This is a genomic window from Desulfovulcanus sp., from assembly GCF_982781345.1.
Genome location: NZ_CEYAEZ010000016.1, coordinates 14,481 through 35,150 on the forward strand (window position 1 = coordinate 14,481; position 20,670 = coordinate 35,150).

Below are 20,670 nucleotides of genomic sequence, written 5' to 3' on the forward strand. Positions count from 1 at the left end.
CTCCCCCTTTTTTCTTTTCCAAACTACTTTTTTTTGGGGTGGCAGCCATTACAAGAAGTTGGACCGGTCTTCTTTCCGGCCTTCTTCAGTTCTTTATGGCAGCCCTTCATACATAGCTTATGATAGGCAGTATAAAAGTACTTGATGCTCTTTCTGTCTTTTCCCTTTGCCTTGGCAATGTCATGACAGCCAGCATCAGTACACTTCTTGATGGGTGATTTGCCGTCCCAGGTGTGATGACACTTAGTACATTCAATTCCCTTATGCGCTCCTTTGTGGGAGAAAGGTACCGGAGCTTTTTTCATCTTTACCCCAGCAGGGGCCTTAAGCAACATGTCATCAGGTACATCTACAGCATAGAGATTTGGAAGAACAAATGCACCCACTAGGGCTGCACAAACCAGGGCCACAAACAATGACTTTTTCATCTGCACTCACCTCCTTTAAACGTTTTTGATTTGTAAAAAAAAGCACAAAATTAATACATTGTTTAGGAAAGGTCAATTTGCTCTGTCAAGTAGCTTATTCATTTTTTTGAAGTTTAGTGGACACGCAATTTTAATGATTATTGAGTTAGTGGAGGTGTGTTGTATCCAGCTTAACAAGAGTTTAACTTGTTGATCCTAATTATACTTTTAACAGCCGAAGGATATCAAACTTCCGGTTATTATACAGGTTCAAGCGCGATTGTGGAGTTTGCGCCAGCCCTCATTAACTTATTAAGTTTACTCCTTACCTAAAAAAGATCATCACATGATTAAAATTTAATTCTTTGCGCTGCGCTCAAAGTTTTTTCCAAGTCTTCCTCTGTATGTGCGAAGGAATTAAAAGCACACTCAAACCCTGAGGGAGCCAGATAAATCCCTTGTTCACGCATTTGGTTGTAAAATTTGATAAAAAGTTCCTGGTCAGATTTCTGGGCACTGGTAAAATCTTTTACTGGTTCAGAAGTAAAAAACAGTGTAAACATAGATGCAATGAGGTTTACCTGAACAGGGACTCCTTTTTCCGACAAAATATCTTTGAGCCCCAGGGCAAGTTCCTTGGTCTTTTGGGCCAGAAGTTCGTAGTCCATTGACTTCAAAGTGTTAATCGTGGCCAGACCTGCAGCCATGGCCAGAGGGTTTCCAGACAGGGTTCCGGCCTGATAAACGTCTCCGCACGGTGCAATTCGGGTCATGATTTCCTTTTTTCCTCCATAGGCGCCGACAGGAAGTCCTCCACCGATAATTTTGCCCAAGCAGGTCAGGTCCGGAATAACTCCATAGAGCCCTTGTGCTCCATTAAATGATACCCTGAAACCGGTAATCACTTCATCAAACACCAATAGAGCACCGTATTCTGAGGTTATTTGTCTCAAACCCTGCAAAAAGCCTTCTTCTGGCAGGACTACGCCCATATTACCGGCAACTGGTTCAACGAAAACCGCAGCAATATCTTCTCCATAACGGGCAAATAATTCTTTTACCTCGTCCAGATTATTGTATTCAGCAAGAAGAGTGTGTTTAACTGTTTCTTCTGGTACTCCCGGCGTGCCAGGAATGGACAATGTAGCTACGCCAGAACCGGCACTGGCCAAAAAGGCATCGGCATGACCATGATAGCAGCCATGAAATTTAACTACCTTGTTTCGACCGGTATATCCCCGGGCCAGGCGCAAAGCACTCATGGTCGCTTCTGTTCCTGAATTGACCATGCGAACCATTTCCACGCCGGGCAGGGCATCAACTATAGCCTTGGCCAGGTCAATTTCAGCTTTACACGGCGCACCATAACTCGTGCCTTTGTCTACAGCTTCGTGTAAAGCTTTGTTTACCGCAGGATGATTATGTCCCAAAAGCATGGGGCCCCAGGACATTACATAATCTATATATTTCTGCCCATCTTCTGTATAAACGTATGCCCCGTCTGCCTTGGCAATAAATAAAGGATCGGTCTTTACGCTCTTACAAGCTCTAACCGGACTGTTCACTCCGCCGGGAATAATCTCCTGGGCTAACGAAAAAAGTTTTTTGGAGTTAGTCATAAATTGCTCCTTCTACTGGGTTTATGGGTGAATAGCTGGATGAGTTTATAATTTTATGGGGGAAGATAGGGGCAGCCCTTTACACTCTTTCACCCATCTACTCATTCCCTTGTCCACTCATAAGCCTTAAAAATATTCCATCGAGGTCTTTTTTAATTCTTTATAACTAAATAATATTTCGTACTGGGTCACTCCGGTTTCTTTAACCAGTTCGGAGATAACCCGTAGACAATCTTCCTCGCTTTGACCATGAATCATGGTATACAAATTATATGGCCAATCCAGACAATTTATACGTTCATAACAGTGGGTGATTTCAGGTCTAGAGGCCATAATTCGTCCAACCTGGTCAATATCGTGGTCCTCTTCGACATACCAGGCAACCATGGCGTTGTGTTCATAACCGGCCTGCTGATGGCGCAGGGTAGCTCCAAAGCGTCGGATATACCCTTCATTTTTTAGTTTGGTAAGCAGGTTGAGCACCTCTTGTTCTGAAGTGCCTGTTTGCCTGGCAATCTCAGCAAAAGGAGTGGCTGAATCTGGCAGGTCTCCCTGGACGATCCTTAAAATCTCTTTTTCCTTAGAATTTAACTTAATAGAATAAGTCAAATTTTCCCTCCAGCAGTTAATCTGAATCGACTAAAAATATGCTTCTTCTAAACTTAATGATTGTTGGTTGCAAGTACTTATGGTCAAAATTTTTGTCTTTACCGCCAGATTATTCTTGCTTGATACTTTTTGAGCTCAAGGATGGTTGTACCTTGATTTCAAATCTATTTTTGCCTCTACGAAATATGCCTGGGAATAGTTTTTTGAGAGCTTTGACGGAGGGATAAAACTCAAAGGGAAAGGTAGCAGCGGCGGAAGGACAGCTTGAATTGTCTGATAAGTAAAAGGGCAGGTAGATTAGCCTGCCCTTTTGTTATTTATTAGGAGGAGGGATATATGCCTGAAGTTTAACCCATCGCTGCTGGGCCCTTTTCCTCGGTCCTAATGCGCATTGCATCAGCTATTTCCAGGACAAAGATGACTCCATCGCCTTCTTTGCCGGTCTGGGCGCCTTTTTTGATAGCTTCTATTGCTGGCTGGACAAAGTCATCGTTTACACCGATTTCCAGCCGGATTTTTTTCAATAAATTTACCTCTACCACCACACCTCTGTAGGTTTCTGTAAAGCCTTTTTGGCGTCCGCTACCCAGGACATTGGTTACGGACATATTAAAGATTTTGGCTGCATACAATTCCTGTTTTACACTGTTTAGTTTTTCTGGTCTTATATAGGCAATGATTAGTTTCATCTCTCCTTACTCCTTTTAGTTTTTGCTTTTATTCAGTAGTAAAGATCTGGAATCCATTGTAAGCTTCCATGCCATGTTCTGTAATATCCAGGCCCTTAAGTTCTTCTTCCTCACTGGCCCGAACACCCATGATGAGATCGACTATCTTAAACAGGATAAATCCCGCCCCAAAGGCCCAGATAAACACAGCGGCAACACCGATAATCTGTGGCCAGAGCGGAGCAAAACCACCACCATATAAGAGACCAGTAATATCTCCATAACCTGGTGCAGCAAAAATACCTACGCAGATAGTCCCGAAAGCTCCGCATACGCCATGTACGGATACAGCACCCACGGGGTCATCAACTTTCAGAACTTTATCAATGAACTCAACAGATATAACACAGAGGATACCGGCCAGGAAACCAATAATGATGGAGCCTATAGGAGAGACTTCATAACAGCCAGCAGTAATAGCAACCAGTCCGGCCAGAGCACCATTTAAAGTAAATGATGCATCAGGTTTGCCAAATTTTATCCACGCAGCGATCATGGAACCTAAAACTCCTGCTGCTGCTGCCAGGTTAGTATTTACTGCGATATAGCCGATGGTCCCGTCAGCGGTGGTTGTGGAACCCGGGTTGAAACCAAACCAACCAAACCAAAGGATAAATACACCCAGAGCTGCCAAGGGGATATTGTGTCCTGGAATGGCCCGGGAAGTTCCATCAGGTCCATATTTACCTTTACGGGCACCAACTACTATAGCTCCGGCCAAAGCGACCCATCCGCCAACAGAGTGAACGACTGTGGAGCCGGCAAAATCGGCAAAGCCCATACCTTCCAGCCATCCAGCAGCTGAATCACCTAACCATAGACTTCCCCATGCCCAGTGGCCGGAAACAGGATAGATTATTGCTGTGACAAATAAGCTAACAAGGATATAGGCGGGAAATTTAGTCCTTTCGGCAATACCTCCGGAAACGATAGTAGCTGCTGTTGCAGCGAACACGCTCTGGAAGAACCAGAAAGTCAGGGCCCACTGGCCATCAGGAGTGGTGGCATTGTAGCCGGACAGGGCAAAGCCGGAACTGCCAAGAAATCCGCCAATGTCAGTGCCAAACATGATGGCAAAGCCAAAGAGAAAAAATGTAATGGCACCAACACTGAAGTCTAGGGCATTTTTCATCAAGATGTTGGCTGCATTTTTGGCCCTAGTAAAACCGCATTCAACCATGGCAAATCCAGCCTGCATGAACATAACTAAAACGGCAGCAATCAAGGTCCATAAAATATTGGCATTGGCCTGAGACAAGGTCTCTTCTGCTGCCATGGCTGTGTGGGGGATAATCAAAGCTCCACCTGTTAGAAGCGCACACTTAAGCCACGAAGTCATCTTTGAAATTTTCCTGTTCATAAAACCTCCTTTTAATATTTTTTTCGGGCAATGTGTCAGGGTGAGGGGGATATATTTGTCTGTAACAAAATATGTCCTCGCTCCTCACCCGTCGCCTGAACAGTCTTGATTTACAGTGTTTTTAAAGCAAAGGTCGGACCAATTGCATAATATGTTGAGATCATTGAGTGATTTATTTGAATGTAGAGGGATATCTTAATATTTTTACAAATTTGTTAGTTAAAGATAACAAAAAGGGTTTTTTAGGGGTAGGGATTGTACAATTTTGTTAAATACTTTTGGATGAAGTTTTTGTGAGGTAATTATAGTGTTGGAATTATGTTATCTCTTTATGGTGATGTTTGTTTTACCTTGTTTTTTGAAGGAGCGAGTTTTAGATGACAAATTATACAAAATTGTAAATAAGCAATTACGCAGAGACCGGGCGTGTTATCTTAATATATAATCTGGTATATAATCTAGAGTATTTACTCCTTTATCGGGAGGGTGGAGGTATGAGGTATTAGGATGTTCGAAGAGGAAGTGGAGGTTGTGTATTGTTTGTAGAAGCAATCGTTTGACCTCGCTTGAATGGCCTAAAGAAAAATTGCTGATTTTGAAAAAAATAGTTGACAGGAACTCAGAAAAAGAATTAAGGCAAATCTCCATGTTAAACATACCTTCCAACCACAGCAGCTTTAGCTTTTATTTTTGGTACTTTTATTTTAGCAGGGCCTGTGGTCTGGAGGGAGTGGTTTAAAGTTTAATAGTCAAACCAAAACCAAAGGGCCGCAGGCAAAAGCCGGCGGCCCTTTTTTTGTTTTTAAGGTCCGCCAAGCCTAGCGGCCCCAAATAAAGGAGGACGGTATGCATCTGGGTAAAGCTATTCGTTTGGAGAGAATTTTTAACCGTAACACAGGGAGAACCATTATTGTTCCTTTGGATCATGGGGTCACTGTTGGACCGATATTTGGCTTGGTGGAGTTAAGAGAAACTGTGGACAAGGTAGCTGAAGGCGGAGCAAATGCTGTGCTTATGCATAAAGGACTTCCTCGCTGTTCGCACCGGGGGCATGGTCGGGATGTTGGACTTATTGTCCACCTATCGGCAAGCACTGCACTTTCACCGTTTCCCAATGCCAAGACTTTGGTTGGCACTGTGGAAGATGGATTACGTCTGGGAGCAGATGCTGTTTCCGTACATCTTAATCTTGGTGATGAAACTGAGCGGGATATGCTAAGAGATGTGGGAGAGATTACCTCCCGGGCCAATGAGTGGGGTATGCCCGTACTCGCTATGGTTTATGCCCGGGGTCCCAAGATAGAAAATGAATTTGATCCCAAGATAGTTGCCCATTGTGCTCGGGTTGGCGAAGAGCTGGGTGCTGATGTTGTTAAAGTTCCTTATACGGGCAGCCCTGAGACTTTCGAGAGGGTGGTCGAAGCCTGTTGCATCCCCGTAGTTATTGCCGGGGGACCAAAAATGAACAATGACCGGGATATCCTGCAAATGGTTCATGATTCTGTTGCTGCAGGGGGAGCCGGTCTTTCTGTGGGCCGAAATATTTTTCAGCATAAAAATCCCGCCCTTATAGTTAAGGCCCTGGCCAAGATTGTCCACGAAGACGCCAGTGTTGGAGAGGCATTACAAGTTTTGACAGAAAAGGAAGATTAAAATGCGTAAAGAGATTTATTTTAAAGCTATACCTTTTGACAAGAAATTGGTCACCCTTGCCCTGGAATCAGGAGTGGATGGGATAATTGCGAAAGATAAGGACGTAGACAAGATATCTGCCCTTGGCCGGACTACGGTTTTGTCTGAAGGTGAACTGGAGTGGATAGCTATAAAAGAGAAGAAGGACGAAGAGATAGTGGTTCAGAAGATTAAGGGAGGGCAGAAAGTAGTACTTTCTCGCGGTGTGGAGATTATCCCTGTGGAAAATATTCTGGCCCAATGTCCTGAGGTAGGCATGGAAGTGGCCAGTGCACAAGAGACTCGGACTGCTCTGGGCATTCTGGAAAAGGGGGTTCAATTTGTGGTAGTTCTGCCTGAGGGAGCAAGCGAGCTCAAGGAGATGGTAAAATTGGTCAAGCTGGATCTAGGCCGTATTGATCTTGTGCCGGCTCAAATAACTGCTATCGAGTCTATTGGACTTGGACATCGGGTGTGTGTGGACACTATTTCGATTTTAAAGACCGGACAGGGTATGCTTGTGGGTAATTCAAGCGGCTTTACCTTTCTTGTTCATGCAGAAACAGAAGTTAATCCTTATGTTGCTCCCAGGCCTTTTCGCATCAATGCCGGAGCCGTGCATTCATATACATATTTACCAGGGGATAAAACCAGGTATCTGGAAGAACTCAAGCCTGGCACGGAAGTCCTGGTTGTGGATAGCCAGGGTCAGGCCCAGAGTGTAGTTGTGGGCAGGACGAAAACAGAAGTGCGTCCAATGTTGCTTATAGCAGCCAAGACTGAACAGGCCCAGGGCAGTGTTGTTATTCAAAATGCCGAGACTATTCGTCTGGTGGGCAAAGATGGCCAGCCTAAAAGTGTAGTGGAACTGAACGTTGGCGATGAAATTCTTTGCCGAGTGGACCAGGCAGGTCGGCATTTTGGTCTGCGTATTCAAGAAGAAATCAGGGAAGAGTAAAGGCGAAAAGGTTTAAAGGTAAAGAGTCGAGAGTTCAGAGGCATGAGTAGAGCGTCGGGTCTCGCGGCTCAATAACCTTAACCCCTAAATTAAAATGAGCATAGAAGAATTAAAGAAAATAAGAGATAAGATCAGTGCCCTGGATCTAGAACTGTTGAGGCTTTTAAATGAAAGAGCAAGCTTGAGTCTTGCTGTGGGCAGGTTAAAATCCAAATCCAATGATACAGTTTTTAAGCCATTTAGGGAAAAGGAAGTTTTAGCCAGACTTCTATCTCAAAATAAAGGGCCTTTGCCTGATGATCATTTAAAAGCCATTTACCGAGAGATTTTATCTTCATCTCGGCGTCTGCAAAAACCACAGACTGTGGTTTATTTAGGGCCAGAAGGCACGTTTTCCTACTTTGCAGGGGTTGAGTTTTTAGGCCATAGTGCCGAGTTTCTTCCTAAAAACAATCTGGAAGACGTATTCAAGGCAGTAGCCCAAAAAAAAGCAGAATTGGGTATAATTCCTTTAGAGAATTCGTTGCAGGGTAGTGTGGGTCAGAGCCTGGACCTATTTTTGCGTTTCGATGTATACATTCATGCTGAAATCTTTTGTAAAATCAGCCACTCACTGCTTAGCCGGGAAGAGGATTTAAGTAATGTTGAGCGAGTCTATTCTCATCCCCAGGCTCTGCAACAGTGTTCGCAGTGGTTAAATACCCGTCTGCCAGGAGTTGCAATTATCCCTGAAGAAAGTACTGCTAGAGCAGCCAAGAGGGTTGTTGATGAAGCGAAAAGTGCAGCAATCGGGCACAAAAGATTGGCTCAGAAGTTTGATCTGAATGTACTGGCGGATGGCATTGAGGATTTGCCTGATAACTGGACCCGTTTTTTAATAATTAGCGCTGCCCCTCCGGAGACAGGAAGTCATGACAAGACTTCCCTGGTATTTACCCTGCCTGATAGGCCGGGGGCCCTGGTTCACGTCCTCCAGGTCCTGGCTCGGAAGGGGATTAATATGAAAAAGTTGGAGTCCCGCCCCTTGCGCATGGAAAAGTGGAAGTATGTCTTTTTTGTTGATGTGGAATGCGATCTGACTACAGACGCATATAAAGATATGCTTGAGGAACTACAGCATAAATGTCATACCCTGCGCATTTTGGGTAGCTATCCCAAGGGAGAGTATATTGACTTTGATTAACAGGGGCTGAGCGGGGAAACTTTAAGCTTTTAGGAAATGAGTGAAAGGAAGAATAGAGTGATTCATTTAAATGCGCCAAGCTCCAAATCCATATCCCATCGGGCTTTGATGGTTGCAGGGCTCGCGGAAGGGGAGTCTTTGATCTCCAATTTGCTTGCCAGCGAGGACATCGCCTGGACCAGGACCTGTCTTGAAAAGTTGGGAGTGGGGTTTGAGGATACAGAGGATGGGCTTAAGGTAAAAGGTTTGGGCGGAAAAATAGCTTCAGCGGCGTCAGCGCAAGCTTCTTCCGGGCCGCTTGTTCTAGATGTAGGGGAGTCAGGCACTACCTGTAGATTACTCACGGCTATTGTGGCTGCTGGCCAGGGAAGTTTTCAGATCCAGGGTCAGGGAAGGATGCATGAGCGACCCATTGATGCGTTGGAACTGGCTTTGAAAGAACAAGGCGTGACCTTTTCTTACCTACAAAATGCCGGATGCCCGCCTTTCATACTGCATACAGATGGCTTTCGAGGGGGAAAAATCGAGATCAGCATGGAGCAAAGCAGCCAGTTTTTGTCTGGCCTCCTTCTGGGCGCGAGCATGGCCAAAGAGAGAACAGTGATTACTGTCTCGGGCCGGAAAATTGTTTCCTGGCCCTATGTGGGGCTAACCATTAAAGTTATGCAGGAGTTTGGACTGGGCCCGGAAATAGAAATTCTGGAAAACGGGACCTGGCAGACAAAACCATTGGATGAGATTGATGAGATCGTACCCGGCAGGATCAGATTCATTGTAACTCCCGGACGGTTTTGGGCCAGGACTTTTAATGTTGAAGGCGATTACAGCAATGCATCCTATCTCTTGGCTGCCGGAGCTCTAAAGGATGAGCCGGTAGTCGTACATAATCTGAATCCTGATTCCTTGCAGGGAGATAAAGAGATTTTAAATATCTTGATTAAGATGGGGGCTAGGGTCACCTGGCAAGGCGAAGCTGGAGGGGGCCCAGCTAGAGTGTTGGTTGAAAAACAGAGATTGCACGGAGTCCAGCTTGATATGGGCAGTTGCCCGGATCTGGTGCCCACGGTGGCTGTACTCATGGCCTTGGCTGATGGTCCAAGCAGGATCACTAATGTAGCCCATTTGCGGATCAAGGAAAGTGACAGGTTGCAAGCAGTAAGTAATGAACTGGCTAGGGTGGGCTGTAAAACAAGGCTCCTTGAGGATGGGATAGAGATTTTCCCCCAAAAGATTCCTCAAGGACAAAGTTTTTTCTTTAAAACCTACAATGATCATCGTTTGGCCATGAGTTTATCCTTGTTCCAGCTTGCAGGTATTGACGTGCATTTGGATAACCCAGGATGCGTGGCCAAATCTTTTCCTGGCTTCTGGCAGGAATGGGCAAAGGTGGTAAATGAATAGTCCTCTAAAGAATGTAACCATCATTGGCGGACATGGCCAAATGGGGCGTCTTCTCACGCGTAAGTTCAGAGATGTAGGGGTAGAGGTTAATTCCCTGGATAAACCTTTATCCGAAGACTCCCTGGCCAATTGTATTCCTGAGGCCGATGTTGTGTTTCTGGCCGTGCCTATTACGGCCCTGGATGACGTTTTGCAGAGTTTAAAAAGGTTTTTGACCCCTCCCACCATTTTGGCTGATATCTGTTCCGTTAAAGTTATCCCCATGACTAAGATGGAAGAAAGTTATGCTGGCCCTGTTGTGGGCACGCATCCTCTTTTTGGGCCTGAACCTGCGGCCGATGATCTACTTAAAGTGGCATTATGTCCGTCTAGCCGAAAAGATGAGGAAGCTCTGAAAGCGGTACAGGAACTTTTTTCTCGCGGTGGTATGTATACTTTTATCACCAGTGCTCAGGAACACGATGAGGCCATGGCCTATATTCAGGGTTTAAATTTTATTACTTCCCTATCTTATTTTGCCTGCTTGCCCAAAGATCTGGATATGGACAAGTTTATCACTCCTTCGTTTAAACGAAGGATGGATGCAGCCAAAAAGATGCTTACCCAGGACCATGCCCTTTTTGCCAAACTATTTGAGCAAAATCCGTTTAGCGGCAAAAGTGTGCGCAGGTTCAAATCTTTTCTAGGTCTTTGCGCTGCAGGTGATGTGGAACTTTTGACCCAAAAGGCCCTCTGGTGGTGGCGTGCGTCTAGTGACAAGGGAGGACCTTAAGGCCCGGGTATAAGTTTAGACATAAAAGGCCGTGTCCTCCCAGAGGATACGGCCTTTTTAGTATTTAAACTGTGGCGGGTTTAAAATCCGTCGGACTAGCAGGGTTTAAGAGATAAGTTTGGGTAAAAAAGGAGAGGAAAATGATTAAGCTACAACAAAAAGGAAGGTGTTTACCTGCAGATACTCAGACCCCCGTGTCTTTGTATCTGGACCTGATTGGTCGCAAGCAGGGTATCCTTCTGGAAAGTTCAGAGGTGGATGGCCGGCTGGGCAAATACAGTCTTCTGGCCTGGGATTTTCGGCTTAGACTTGAGAGTGTTCAGGGTAAGCTGAAGATAGAGGTTAACGATCCTCGTCTACAGAGCTTAAAGGAATTTGAAGGGTTGGATTTCGTCCAGGGGCTTAGGCGGGTTTTACAGAATATTGAAATCGTTCCTCCGGAGGGAAGCGCCTTTCCGGCCATGACGCGTTCTTTATGTGGTTACCTGGGATATGGACTGGTTGGTCTGTGGGAACCGAAGTTGCGACCGGTGCTTCCACCCTCCGATGCCGAGGCCGTGCTTGTTTTGCCCGGTAAGGTCTTATTGTTTGAGCACCTTTATCACCATTGTTTTTTGTTGAGTTTAGACGATGATTTGAATTTGCCAAGGCCAAAGAGCCACAGCAAGGAAAGGGAAAATGTCCTTGGTCCGATACAGACTTATCCTGACCGGGAGACATTCAAACAAAGCGTGGCCGAGGTCAAAGAGTTGATCAGGCAGGGGGAAGCCATTCAGGTGGTCTTGTCAGTGCGTTTTGCTGCTGATTTTAGTGGTGATCCCTTTCTGGTATACAGGCACTTGCGTCAAATTAATCCCTCTCCATATACATTTTATATGCATCTGGGAGAGATAACCCTCCTTGGTTCTTCTCCGGAACTGATGGTTAAATGCGAAGGCAATAAACTGCAGCTTAGACCCATAGCTGGCACCAGGCCCAGAGGCAAAGATAAAGATGAGGATGAGCGTTTAAGCGAAGATCTGCTCCAGGATGAAAAAGAGCGGGCCGAACACGTTATGCTGGTGGATTTGGGGCGTAATGACCTGGGGCGTATTGCCCAGCCAGGCAGCGTGGAAGTGGATAAATTTATGCAGGTGGAAAGGTTTTCTCATGTTATGCACCTTACTTCTTATCTGTCAGCCGACTTAAAGCCGGGTTTGGATGCTCTGGATGTAATTCAAGCCACTTTCCCCGCCGGAACAGTATCTGGCGCGCCAAAGATCAGAGCAATGGAAATTATCTCCCAGTTCGAGAATTTGCCTCGCGGTCCTTATGCCGGAGCTATTGGCTGGATAGGTCTGGATAAGGATAAGGTGAATATGGATACTGGGATTACCATCAGGAGTTTGTGGGTTAGAAACGGTAAAATTTATTGGCAGGCCGGGGCCGGGGTCGTATTTGATTCTGATCCGGAAAAGGAATGGCTGGAATGCCAGAACAAGGCTCGCGCCATAAACAAAGCCATAACCAGCACAGGAGGCACTGATGATTTTGCTCATAGACAACTTTGACTCCTTTACTTTCAACCTGGTGCAGGTACTGCAAAAAATGGGGCACGATCCTGTTGTTCTTAGAAATAATGACGAAAGTTTGTTTACTTATGTAAAAGATCCAGAGCTTACAGCAGTGATCATCTCCCCAGGGCCAAGCAGTCCTGAAAATTCAGGCTTGTGTCTTGAGTTTTTAAGTAAGCTTAAACCAGAGATTCCGGTTCTGGGCGTATGCCTGGGACATCAGATTCTGGGCTACTATGCCGGGGCCAAGGTGGAAGTGGCAGATGAAATCATGCATGGGAAAACTTCACTGGTTTATCACGATCAAAAGGGGTTATTTAAGGGCTTGCCCAACCCCATGCAGGTTTGTCGCTATCACTCTCTTGTGGTTGTTCCGCAAAAAGATTCACCATTTTCAGTGACAGCCCGTACAGAGGACAACAAGGTCATGGGGCTTTGTTACCACGACAGACCTTGGATGGGCGTTCAATTCCATCCGGAATCCATACTTACGCCGGACGGCCCAAAACTTGTTCAAAATTTTATTGATTTGATGGATTGATGGTTGAATGGTTAAGTGGTTGAATAGTAGTATATAATAAGTAGATTATTGGCTAAATAGTTTATTGGTGGAATGGTGGAGGGATAGTTGACCAATCAACTAATCAACCAATAAGCAAAAAGGAGAGGAGAATGAATATTAAAGACATCTTGAACAAGGTTAGTGAGCATAAAGATTTGGAATATACGGAAGCTAAAGAAGTTTTTGCGGCTTTGTTTGAAGGAGACCTTACACCCGCTCAGAGCGGGGCACTACTGATGGGGCTTAAAAGCAAAGGAGAATGCGCCGATGAACTTCTGGCTGCAGTTGAGGTTGCACTTGGCAAGGCAAGGCTTGTAAAAGATATTGAAGGCGTGCGTATAGATACTTGCGGTACTGGTGGGGATGGGAAACAGAGCTTTAATTGTTCTACTGCAGTGGCTTTTTTCCTGGCTGACTTGGGTTATAAAGTAGTTAAACACGGAAACAAGGCGGTTTCCAGTACCTGTGGCAGTGCCGATGTAGTAGAGTCCCTTGGACTTCCTTTATTGAAAGATCCAGAGCAGGTAAAAGCAGAGCTTGAACAAAGAAATTTTGCTTTTATTTTTGCCCCGCATTTTCATCCTGCCTTTGCCCTCATAGCCCCGATTCGTCAGGAATTGGGTATTCGGACTATCTTTAATCTTATGGGTCCCCTTTTGAATCCAGCCCGGCCTACACATCAGATTCTGGGCGTGGCCAGGCCAGAGTATGGACCGCTCATGGCCAAGGTTTTGGCCAGAGGTGATGTGCAAGCGGCTGCTGTGGTTCACGGAGCTGGTGGATTTGATGAACTTACCCCCTGTGGTCCGGCCCAGGTGAGTCTGGTCCGGGAGGGTAGCGTAAAGGAAATAGCTCTTGACCCTCAAGATTACGGTTTTTCCAGGTGTGAGCCAGCTGATTTGACCTGTGAGAATAAAGAAGAGGCCCTTGCAATGCAAAAAGAGGTTTTAAGCGGTACAGGGCCAAAGGCTATCCAGGATATGGTGGCCCTGAATCTTGGACTGGCTTTAAGTCTTTTGCATACGGACAAGGACTTAAAAGAATGTATGGATATGGCAAGGGATGCTGTGGGCAAAGGGATTAAAATGATTGAGAGCTGATCAGCTATGAGCTACGAGCCATAGAATAGCGAGGAAGACATGCTGGATAAATTCAAACAGGCAAAAAAAGAAGAAATAGACAGGCTTAAGACCCTGGAACAAAAGGGAGCACTGCCGAAGGCTTATGCCGGGGGGCGCCTTTCCTTTGCCGAAAGTTTAAAAGATGGCCATGATATAAAAATTATTGCTGAATACAAGCGGGCATCTCCGTCCAAAGGAGTAATCAATGAGGATTTGGATGCTCAGGAGGTAGCCAGAATTTACAGTCAAAATGGAGCGGCAGCCATTTCTGTGCTCACGGAAGAAAAGTATTTTCAGGGTCATCTTGAATTTTTAAGTCAGATGGCTGGCTACGGTCTGCCTCTCTTGCGCAAGGACTTTATTTTTCATCCCTTGCAGATTGTGGCCACGGCAGCCACTCCGGCGTCGGCCCTGCTTCTGATTGTTCGCCTGATCCCAGAAGTTTCGGTTTTAAAAGACCTCATAGCCAGGACGTATGAACTGGGACTAGACCCTGTGGTGGAGATATTTAACCATGACGAGTTAAAAATTGCCCGCAAAGCAGGGGCCAAGATTATTCAGGTCAATAACCGTGATCTGGACACCCTGAAGGTGGACATTATGAACTCGTATGAGCTTATCAGATATAAGGAAGAGGGCGAGTTGTGGATCTGTGCCAGTGGTATTGAAAACAGAGAAGAGATCCTAAAGCTGAAAGACGAGGGCTTTGATGCCTTTTTGATTGGAACCTGGCTTATGTCTGCCCCAGATCCGGGCAAGGCACTTCAGGAGTTAAGGGCAAAGGGATAAGAAGAGGCAGTATGAAAATTAAAATTTGTGGTTTGACCAATAGAGACGATTTACAATTTTGTCAAAAACTCGACATAGATTATGTGGGGTTTATATTTCATCCACCCAGTCCGCGTAATGTATCTCCATCCTTGGTGGCCACGTGGGAACAAAAAAGTGAAAAGCGGGTAGGCGTGTTTGTCAGGCAAGATGCGGAGCAGGTCCTGGAAATTATGGACATGGCCGGACTGGATCTTGCCCAATTACATGGAGATCAAGATGAGGACTTTTGTCTCAAGGTAGGTCCGTCACGGGTGATCAAGGTCCTTTGGCCGGAGAGATTCTCTACACCCAGTGAGTTGCAAAAAGAAATGGAACGTTTTGCCCCGTATTGTGCGTACTTTCTCTTGGATGCAGGGAAATATGGCGGGGGGCATGGCAGGCGGATGAATTGTTCGTTTTTAAATCAGATCAAACCATTAAAGCCTCTTTTCCTGGCTGGAGGCCTGGACATCCGCATACTTGATGAGATTGGCGAGAGCTTGGGTGAAAAGGTGTTTGCTTTGGATTTTAATTCCGGGGTGGAAATGCGGCCGGGAGTCAAAGATAAGCAAAAAATATTGGAGTTAGTGCAGTCTTTAAAAGGAGAATAGTAGAATGAAAGAAGGTTACTTTGGTTCATTTGGCGGGCAGTTTGTGCCTGAACTTTTAATCCCACCTCTTAAAGAGTTGGAACAGGCCATGGATAAATTCTTGACGCACAATGATTTTTTGCAGGAACTAAAATTCATTCTTGCTGATTATGTGGGCCGGCCAACTCCTCTTTATTATTGTAAAAACTTGTCTCGTGAGCTTGGTTTTCATCTGTGGCTGAAGAGAGAGGATTTAGCTCATACTGGCGCGCATAAAATCAACAATACCATTGGCCAGGCCCTTCTGGCAAAATATATGGGCAAGACAAGCCTCGTGGCTGAAACCGGCGCCGGCCAGCACGGTGTGGCTACAGCCACGGCAGCGGCCATGCTTGGGCTTGAGTGTATAGTCTTTATGGGCGCCAAGGATGTAGAGCGTCAGGCAATAAATGTCAGACGGATGGAGCTTTTGGGCGCTAAAGTGGAAGCTGTTCAAAGCGGGACCAAGACCTTGAAAGACGCCATTAATGCCGCATTAAGGTACTGGATCTCTCACCAACAAACGACCCATTATTGTCTAGGTTCGGTTGTTGGTCCACACCCCTTTCCACTTCTGGTGCGCGAGCTGCAGTCGGTTATTGGCCAGGAAGCAAAAGAGCAAATCAAGGAGAAAACAGGCAGGCTCCCAAAAATTATAGTCGCCTGTGTCGGCGGAGGCTCCAATGCCATGGGCATATTTTATCCTTTTTATGGCGATAAGGAAGTGGAACTCGTTGGAGTTGAGGCCGGAGGGAGCGGGAAGCCGGGAAGTTATCATTCAGCCACTTTAAACAAGGGTACCCCCGGAGTTTTACATGGGACCCATACCTTCCTACTTCAGACTGATGAAGGTCAAATTCTACCTTCCCATTCCATAGCCCCGGGGTTGGATTATCCGGGAGTTGGCCCGGAGCATAGTTTTTTCAAAGATAGTGGGCGGGCCAGGTATGAAGTTGTTTATGATCATCAGGCCCTGGAGGCCTTTTATACGCTTTCCAAAAAAGAGGGCATTATCCCCGCACTGGAGAGCAGCCATGCCGTGGCTTATGCTCTAGAGTTGAAGGGGAAATTAAATAGTGATGACCACGTGGTGGTCAACCTGTCCGGTCGGGGGGATAAGGATCTGGGCATAGTTTTTGGTTTGGAGAACAGTTGAGCAAGTTCACTGCAAAAATACAACAAGGCCAACGAACGCATAAACTTGGTGGAGCAAATAATGAGTAAACAAGGACTTAGAGATAAGATAAATCAAGCGGGAGCTGAGGGGCGTAAGGCCCTGATCCCGTTTCTGCCAGCTGGTTTTCCCAGTATACAGAGGTTCTGGGAAGAGATTTTGATGTTAGATGAGCATGGTGCAGATATCATTGAGATTGGAGTTCCCTTTTCTGATCCTGTAGCTGACGGACCGGTTGTTGAAGGAGCCTCGATTAAATGCCTTGCGCAGGGAGTAAACCTGAAGTGGATATTTGCAGGTCTTAAAGAATATAGAACTAGACTAAAGGCTGAGATTGTGCTTATGGGTTATTTTAATCCTTTTTTGCAATTTGGTATAAAAAAGTTATTGGCTACGGCTAAGGAGGCAGGGGTAAGTGGCTTTATTGTCCCTGACCTTCCATTGGAAGAGGTAAAGCCATACCTCAGTGAGTTTAAAGCGCAAGGATTGGAATATATTCCCTTGCTTGGCCTGAATACTTCCGTGTCCAGAATGGAAGAGTATGCCGAGTTGGACCCGGCTTTTGTATACATGGTTTCTGTCCTTGGTATTACCGGAAGTAAGGTAGATATTAATCAGGTGTTAATTGAAAAATTAAAGCAGGCAAAAGAAGTCTTTTCCTGCCCCATTGCCTTGGGTTTTGGCTTAAAATCCCCTGAGCAGCTTGGCTCTATTGCAGAGCATATTGATGCCGTAGTCTTTGGTAGCGCGTTAATCAGATACATTGAGGATGGGGGAAGCAGTAGTGATTTTATGGGGCAATGGAGGTAAGTCTTTGGGTTACAATTTTGTAAAAAAAGAAAATTATTAACAAGAGATTTATAACAAAATTGTGAATTTTTACAAGAAGTCACGTGGTTTGTTTTTTTATAAATAGTTAAAAGATAACAGTCTTTTAACTTTTGGCCCTTATATTGTATGCATTTACTAAAGAATTTTAATAAACGGAGGTAAAAAATGGCTGATACCCCTATCTTCAATTGTAAGAATGCAGATGATGTGCTCAAGGCAGTTAAAGAGTATGATGTCAGTTTTATTCAATTTTGGTTTGTGGATGTACTCGGAACTTTGAAGAGCTTCCAGATTACTCCGGCTGAACTTGAAGCCGCTTTTGAGGAAGGAATGGGCTTTGATGGTTCATCCATTCAAGGTTTTACCCGTATTCATGAAAGTGACATGGTCGCTTATCCCGATCCCACTACATTTCAGTTTGTTACCTGGCGGCCATCAGAAAAACCAGTGGCCCGCATGTTTTGCGACATCAAGAACCCAGATGGTTCAGCCTACGAAGGCGATAGCCGCTTTGTTTTAAAACGTATGCTCGCCAAGGCTGCTGAAAAGGGCTATACATTTTATGTGGGCCCAGAATTGGAATTCTTTATATTTGAAAGCCCAGATAATCCTAAGATTTTAGATACTGGCGGATATTTTGATGCTCCTCCGCTAGATTTGGGCAATGATATCCGCAGAGATATCATCTTTTCCCTGAATAAAATGGGCATCCAAGTGGAATATAGCCACCATGAAGTAGCCCCCAGCCAGCATGAAATCGACCTGCGCTATCAAGAAGCCCTGAAAATGGCTGATACTGCTATTACTTATCGAGTTGTGGTCAAGGAAGTTGCCCGCAAGCACGGCTGTTATGCTACCTTTATGCCCAAGCCTTTGTTTGGTGAAAACGGTAGCGGCATGCATGTTCACCAGTCTTTGTTCAAGAATGGCAAGAATGCCTTTTTTGATGCTAAAGAGGAGTTCAGCTTAAGTGCTGATTGTAAAAAATACATTGCTGGTATCTTAAAGCATGCCAAGGAAATCACCGCAGTGTGCAACCAGTGGGTCAACTCCTATAAACGTCTGGTTCCCGGTTATGAGGCTCCTGTGTATGTAGCCTGGGCCCAGAGAAACAGGTCTGCGCTGGTCAGAGTACCTATGTACAAACCAGGCAAAGAGGCAGCAACACGTATTGAACTTCGTTCTCCAGACCCAGCATGTAACCCATATCTGGCTTTTGCCGTAATGCTCGCTGCCGGTCTGAAAGGTATCGAAGAAAACTATGAATTGGCTTCCCCTGTTGAGGAAAACATCTTTGATATGGATGAGAAAAAACAGGCCGAATACGGCATCGAGAGCCTGCCGGGCAACCTTGGCGAAGCCATTGCAGCACTGGAAAAGAGCGAGGTTGTCAAAGAGGCTTTAGGCGAGCATATCTTCAATGAATTTATTGCCAACAAAAAGATGGAATGGGATGAGTACCGCACTCAAGTAACTGAGTTCGAGATTAAGAAATACTTGCCGTTTCTGTAGAAGCCTTGACTATACGCCTATAAAAAAGCCCGGAGCCTTTGGCCCCGGGCTTTTTTTGTGTTTAGAACCTGTGGCCGAATCCTTTTGCCAATTCAAATTTCATGGTTAATTTCAGGCCTTTCAATCAGTGGCTGGAATCGGGATTGGGCACAGGCTCTTTACCCTTGGTTTAGCCACGCATTTATAGCTTCCTTAAAGGATCCCTGATAGACAATTCTACCCTGGTTTAAAACGATACCTTTACTAATGAAATGCTGTATTTCCTTGGGGTAATGGGTGGTCATAACCAGGTTTGTGCCTTTATTTACGGCCTTTATTAAAGTCCTTAGAAAAAGATACCTTTCTTTCTCGTCCAGTCCGGTTAAAGCTTCATCCAGAAGGAGTACTTCCGGGCTGTTTATCAAGGCCCGCAGAAGGAGGACTTTTCGAGCCTGGCCAAAGGAAAGGGTGTGGATGGGCTTATGAGCTAGATTGTCTGCCCCCCATTTATGCAAAAATTGTAAAACATTAAGCTTTTCTTTTTTCTTGAGGTCAGAGCAGATACCAATGGTACCTAAAAGGCCTGAAGCAACCAAGTCAAACACTGTCATCTCTGGTCTGAGTTGGGCCCCGAGTTCCGGAGAGACAAATCCGATTTTTTGTCGCAGTTCCCATAAGGTTATTTTGCTTTTTCCCCACCACTTTATCTCTCCGCCCGGAAGTGGGTGAATTTCGCCGAGTAGCAAGCGTAAAAATGTACTCTTGCCGCTGCCGTTGGGTCCTAGAATAGCCCAGGTCTCTCCTTTTTTGAGCTCAAAATAAATATCCTTAAGGACTGGCTCCCCTTTCCGTTGTACAGAAACATTGCGGAGTTGAATAGCGATAGCTGCGTAAGCAGCGTTAGCTGGTGTTTTGCCCTCTTTGAAAGGTGATTTAAAAAGTTTTTGTGGTTGAGATAGTTGTTTAGGTTTAGAAGTTTTGGCTGGCGGTTGCGCCGTTTGTGCTAAAATCTGTCCATTTTTAATTTGCCAGAAATATTGGATAGTTGCTGGTTTTTCCTCGGCCTGGTGTGTTGTGCAGACAATGGTGCAGGATCTTTGTGTTACAATTTGTTCCAGGGTGGAAAATAATTTTAGCCGACTCTTGTGGTCCAGGTTTAGTCCCAGTTCATCCATGAGCAGGAGTTTTGGATTGCCCATCAGTGCCCTGGCAATCAAGGCCCTTTGGGCCTGTCCGGAAGAAAGGGTCAAGAATCCTTTTTCTTTAATCCCGTTCAGTTCAAACAGTCCCAGTAACTCAATGGCCTTTTCGATATCCTCTTCTTTTGGGCGTGTATATTGATAAATGGTATTGCTTATCCCCGACAAGACCAGATCAAGTACCTTTAAATTCAGGTTATGATGGGCGTAAAAGGCATAGTCTTCAGGACAGACCATCTTGATCTTTTCTTTGACCAAAGCAGGGCTGTGGCTCTTCCTTCCGTTTACGACGTAGGTTCTTCCCTTGTATGTCTCGGGAGTTGGCCAGAGCTGTCCGGCCAAAAGTCGTAAGAAAGTAGTTTTGCCGGCCCCGTTATCGCCTTGCACAAAGTGGATTTCCCCGGTTCTTATGCGCCAGGAAAGACGGCGTAAGATTTTTTTGGGGCCAAGATTTACATCTACATTTTTAAGAATAATTTCCAGTGTCATGGTCTAAAAATAGTCGATGATGCACGGCTTCGTCAAATTTGCCACCTCATTTTTCTAGATGGGAGAGTACGTTCATAAATCATCACGCGGTACTTCGCAGGCG

General features: G+C 45.4%; 19 protein-coding genes. 13 read left to right on the forward strand and 6 right to left on the reverse strand.

Features of this window, described 5'->3' with window-relative positions; translation table 11 throughout:
• Positions 1–23 precede the first annotated feature (23 nt).
• The 5 genes from AC3WVG_RS04105 to AC3WVG_RS04125 form a co-directional block, all read right to left on the reverse strand.
• Positions 24–428, reverse strand: a complete 405-nt coding sequence (locus tag AC3WVG_RS04105; RefSeq protein ID WP_488796911.1) for a cytochrome c3 family protein — start codon at positions 426–428, stop codon at positions 24–26.
• 329 nt (positions 429–757) lie between these two features.
• Positions 758–2,026, reverse strand: a complete 1,269-nt coding sequence (gene hemL / locus AC3WVG_RS04110) for a glutamate-1-semialdehyde 2,1-aminomutase (RefSeq protein ID WP_488796912.1) — start codon at positions 2,024–2,026, stop codon at positions 758–760.
• 126 nt (positions 2,027–2,152) lie between these two features.
• A complete protein-coding gene (ahbB, locus tag AC3WVG_RS04115; RefSeq protein WP_488796913.1) occupies positions 2,153–2,635 on the reverse strand; it encodes a siroheme decarboxylase subunit beta in 483 nt (160 codons plus the stop codon).
• Positions 2,636–2,982: 347 nt separating this feature from the next.
• Positions 2,983–3,324 carry a P-II family nitrogen regulator gene (locus AC3WVG_RS04120; protein WP_252379768.1) on the reverse strand — a complete coding sequence of 114 codons (342 nt, stop codon included), beginning with the start codon at positions 3,322–3,324 and terminating at the stop codon, positions 2,983–2,985.
• A 28-nt stretch (positions 3,325–3,352) separates the two neighbouring features.
• A complete protein-coding gene (locus AC3WVG_RS04125; protein ID WP_488796933.1) occupies positions 3,353–4,702 on the reverse strand; it encodes an ammonium transporter in 1,350 nt (449 codons plus the stop codon).
• A gap of 867 nt (positions 4,703–5,569) precedes the next feature.
• On the opposite strand from AC3WVG_RS04125, the gene AC3WVG_RS04130 reads away from it, so the two are divergent.
• The 13 genes from AC3WVG_RS04130 (at position 5,570) to glnA (ending at position 18,900) form a co-directional block, all read left to right on the forward strand.
• Positions 5,570–6,376 carry a 2-amino-3,7-dideoxy-D-threo-hept-6-ulosonate synthase gene (locus AC3WVG_RS04130; RefSeq protein ID WP_488796914.1) on the forward strand — a complete coding sequence of 269 codons (807 nt, stop codon included), beginning with the start codon at positions 5,570–5,572 and terminating at the stop codon, positions 6,374–6,376.
• A 1-nt stretch (position 6,377) separates the two neighbouring features.
• On the forward strand, positions 6,378–7,352 hold the full coding sequence (locus AC3WVG_RS04135; RefSeq protein WP_488796915.1) for a 3-dehydroquinate synthase II domain-containing protein: 975 nt from the start codon (positions 6,378–6,380) through the stop codon (positions 7,350–7,352).
• A 94-nt stretch (positions 7,353–7,446) separates the two neighbouring features.
• A complete protein-coding gene (gene pheA / locus AC3WVG_RS04140; RefSeq protein ID WP_488796916.1) occupies positions 7,447–8,535 on the forward strand; it encodes a prephenate dehydratase in 1,089 nt (362 codons plus the stop codon).
• Positions 8,536–8,592: 57 nt separating this feature from the next.
• Positions 8,593–9,936: a 3-phosphoshikimate 1-carboxyvinyltransferase gene (gene aroA, locus AC3WVG_RS04145; protein WP_488796917.1), complete on the forward strand. Its 1,344-nt coding sequence runs from the start codon at positions 8,593–8,595 to the stop codon at positions 9,934–9,936.
• Positions 9,929–10,708 (forward strand): prephenate dehydrogenase/arogenate dehydrogenase family protein, encoded by a 780-nt coding sequence (locus tag AC3WVG_RS04150; RefSeq protein WP_488796918.1) that lies wholly within the window; start codon positions 9,929–9,931, stop codon positions 10,706–10,708. Before aroA ends, AC3WVG_RS04150 begins: the two co-directional genes overlap by 8 nt.
• Positions 10,709–10,848: 140 nt before the next feature.
• Positions 10,849–12,258, forward strand: a complete 1,410-nt coding sequence (locus tag AC3WVG_RS04155) for an anthranilate synthase component I family protein (protein ID WP_488796919.1) — start codon at positions 10,849–10,851, stop codon at positions 12,256–12,258.
• Positions 12,233–12,802, forward strand: coding sequence for an anthranilate synthase component II (locus AC3WVG_RS04160; protein ID WP_488796920.1), 570 nt, complete (start codon positions 12,233–12,235; stop codon positions 12,800–12,802). The genes AC3WVG_RS04155 and AC3WVG_RS04160 overlap by 26 nt, the downstream gene beginning before the upstream one ends.
• A 131-nt stretch (positions 12,803–12,933) precedes the next feature.
• Positions 12,934–13,923: an anthranilate phosphoribosyltransferase gene (gene trpD / locus AC3WVG_RS04165; RefSeq protein WP_488796921.1), complete on the forward strand. Its 990-nt coding sequence runs from the start codon at positions 12,934–12,936 to the stop codon at positions 13,921–13,923.
• Positions 13,924–13,962: 39 nt separating this feature from the next.
• Entirely contained in the window at positions 13,963–14,733 is a 771-nt protein-coding gene (locus AC3WVG_RS04170; protein ID WP_488796922.1) for an indole-3-glycerol phosphate synthase TrpC, read from the forward strand.
• 11 nt (positions 14,734–14,744) lie between these two features.
• Entirely contained in the window at positions 14,745–15,365 is a 621-nt protein-coding gene (locus AC3WVG_RS04175) for a phosphoribosylanthranilate isomerase (RefSeq protein ID WP_488796923.1), read from the forward strand.
• A 4-nt stretch (positions 15,366–15,369) separates the two neighbouring features.
• Positions 15,370–16,539: a tryptophan synthase subunit beta gene (gene trpB, locus AC3WVG_RS04180; protein WP_488796924.1), complete on the forward strand. Its 1,170-nt coding sequence runs from the start codon at positions 15,370–15,372 to the stop codon at positions 16,537–16,539.
• A 60-nt stretch (positions 16,540–16,599) separates the two neighbouring features.
• Entirely contained in the window at positions 16,600–17,367 is a 768-nt protein-coding gene (trpA, locus tag AC3WVG_RS04185; RefSeq protein WP_488796925.1) for a tryptophan synthase subunit alpha, read from the forward strand.
• A 186-nt stretch (positions 17,368–17,553) separates the two neighbouring features.
• The gene (glnA, locus tag AC3WVG_RS04190; RefSeq protein WP_488796926.1) at positions 17,554–18,900 is read left to right on the forward strand and encodes a type I glutamate--ammonia ligase; all 1,347 of its coding nucleotides are present in this window, start codon (positions 17,554–17,556) and stop codon (positions 18,898–18,900) included.
• A 158-nt stretch (positions 18,901–19,058) separates the two neighbouring features.
• On the opposite strand, the gene AC3WVG_RS04195 is transcribed toward glnA, so the two are convergent.
• Complete coding sequence (locus tag AC3WVG_RS04195) at positions 19,059–20,567, reverse strand: ATP-binding cassette domain-containing protein (protein WP_488796927.1); 1,509 nt, start codon at positions 20,565–20,567, stop codon at positions 19,059–19,061.
• Positions 20,568–20,670 lie beyond the last annotated feature (103 nt).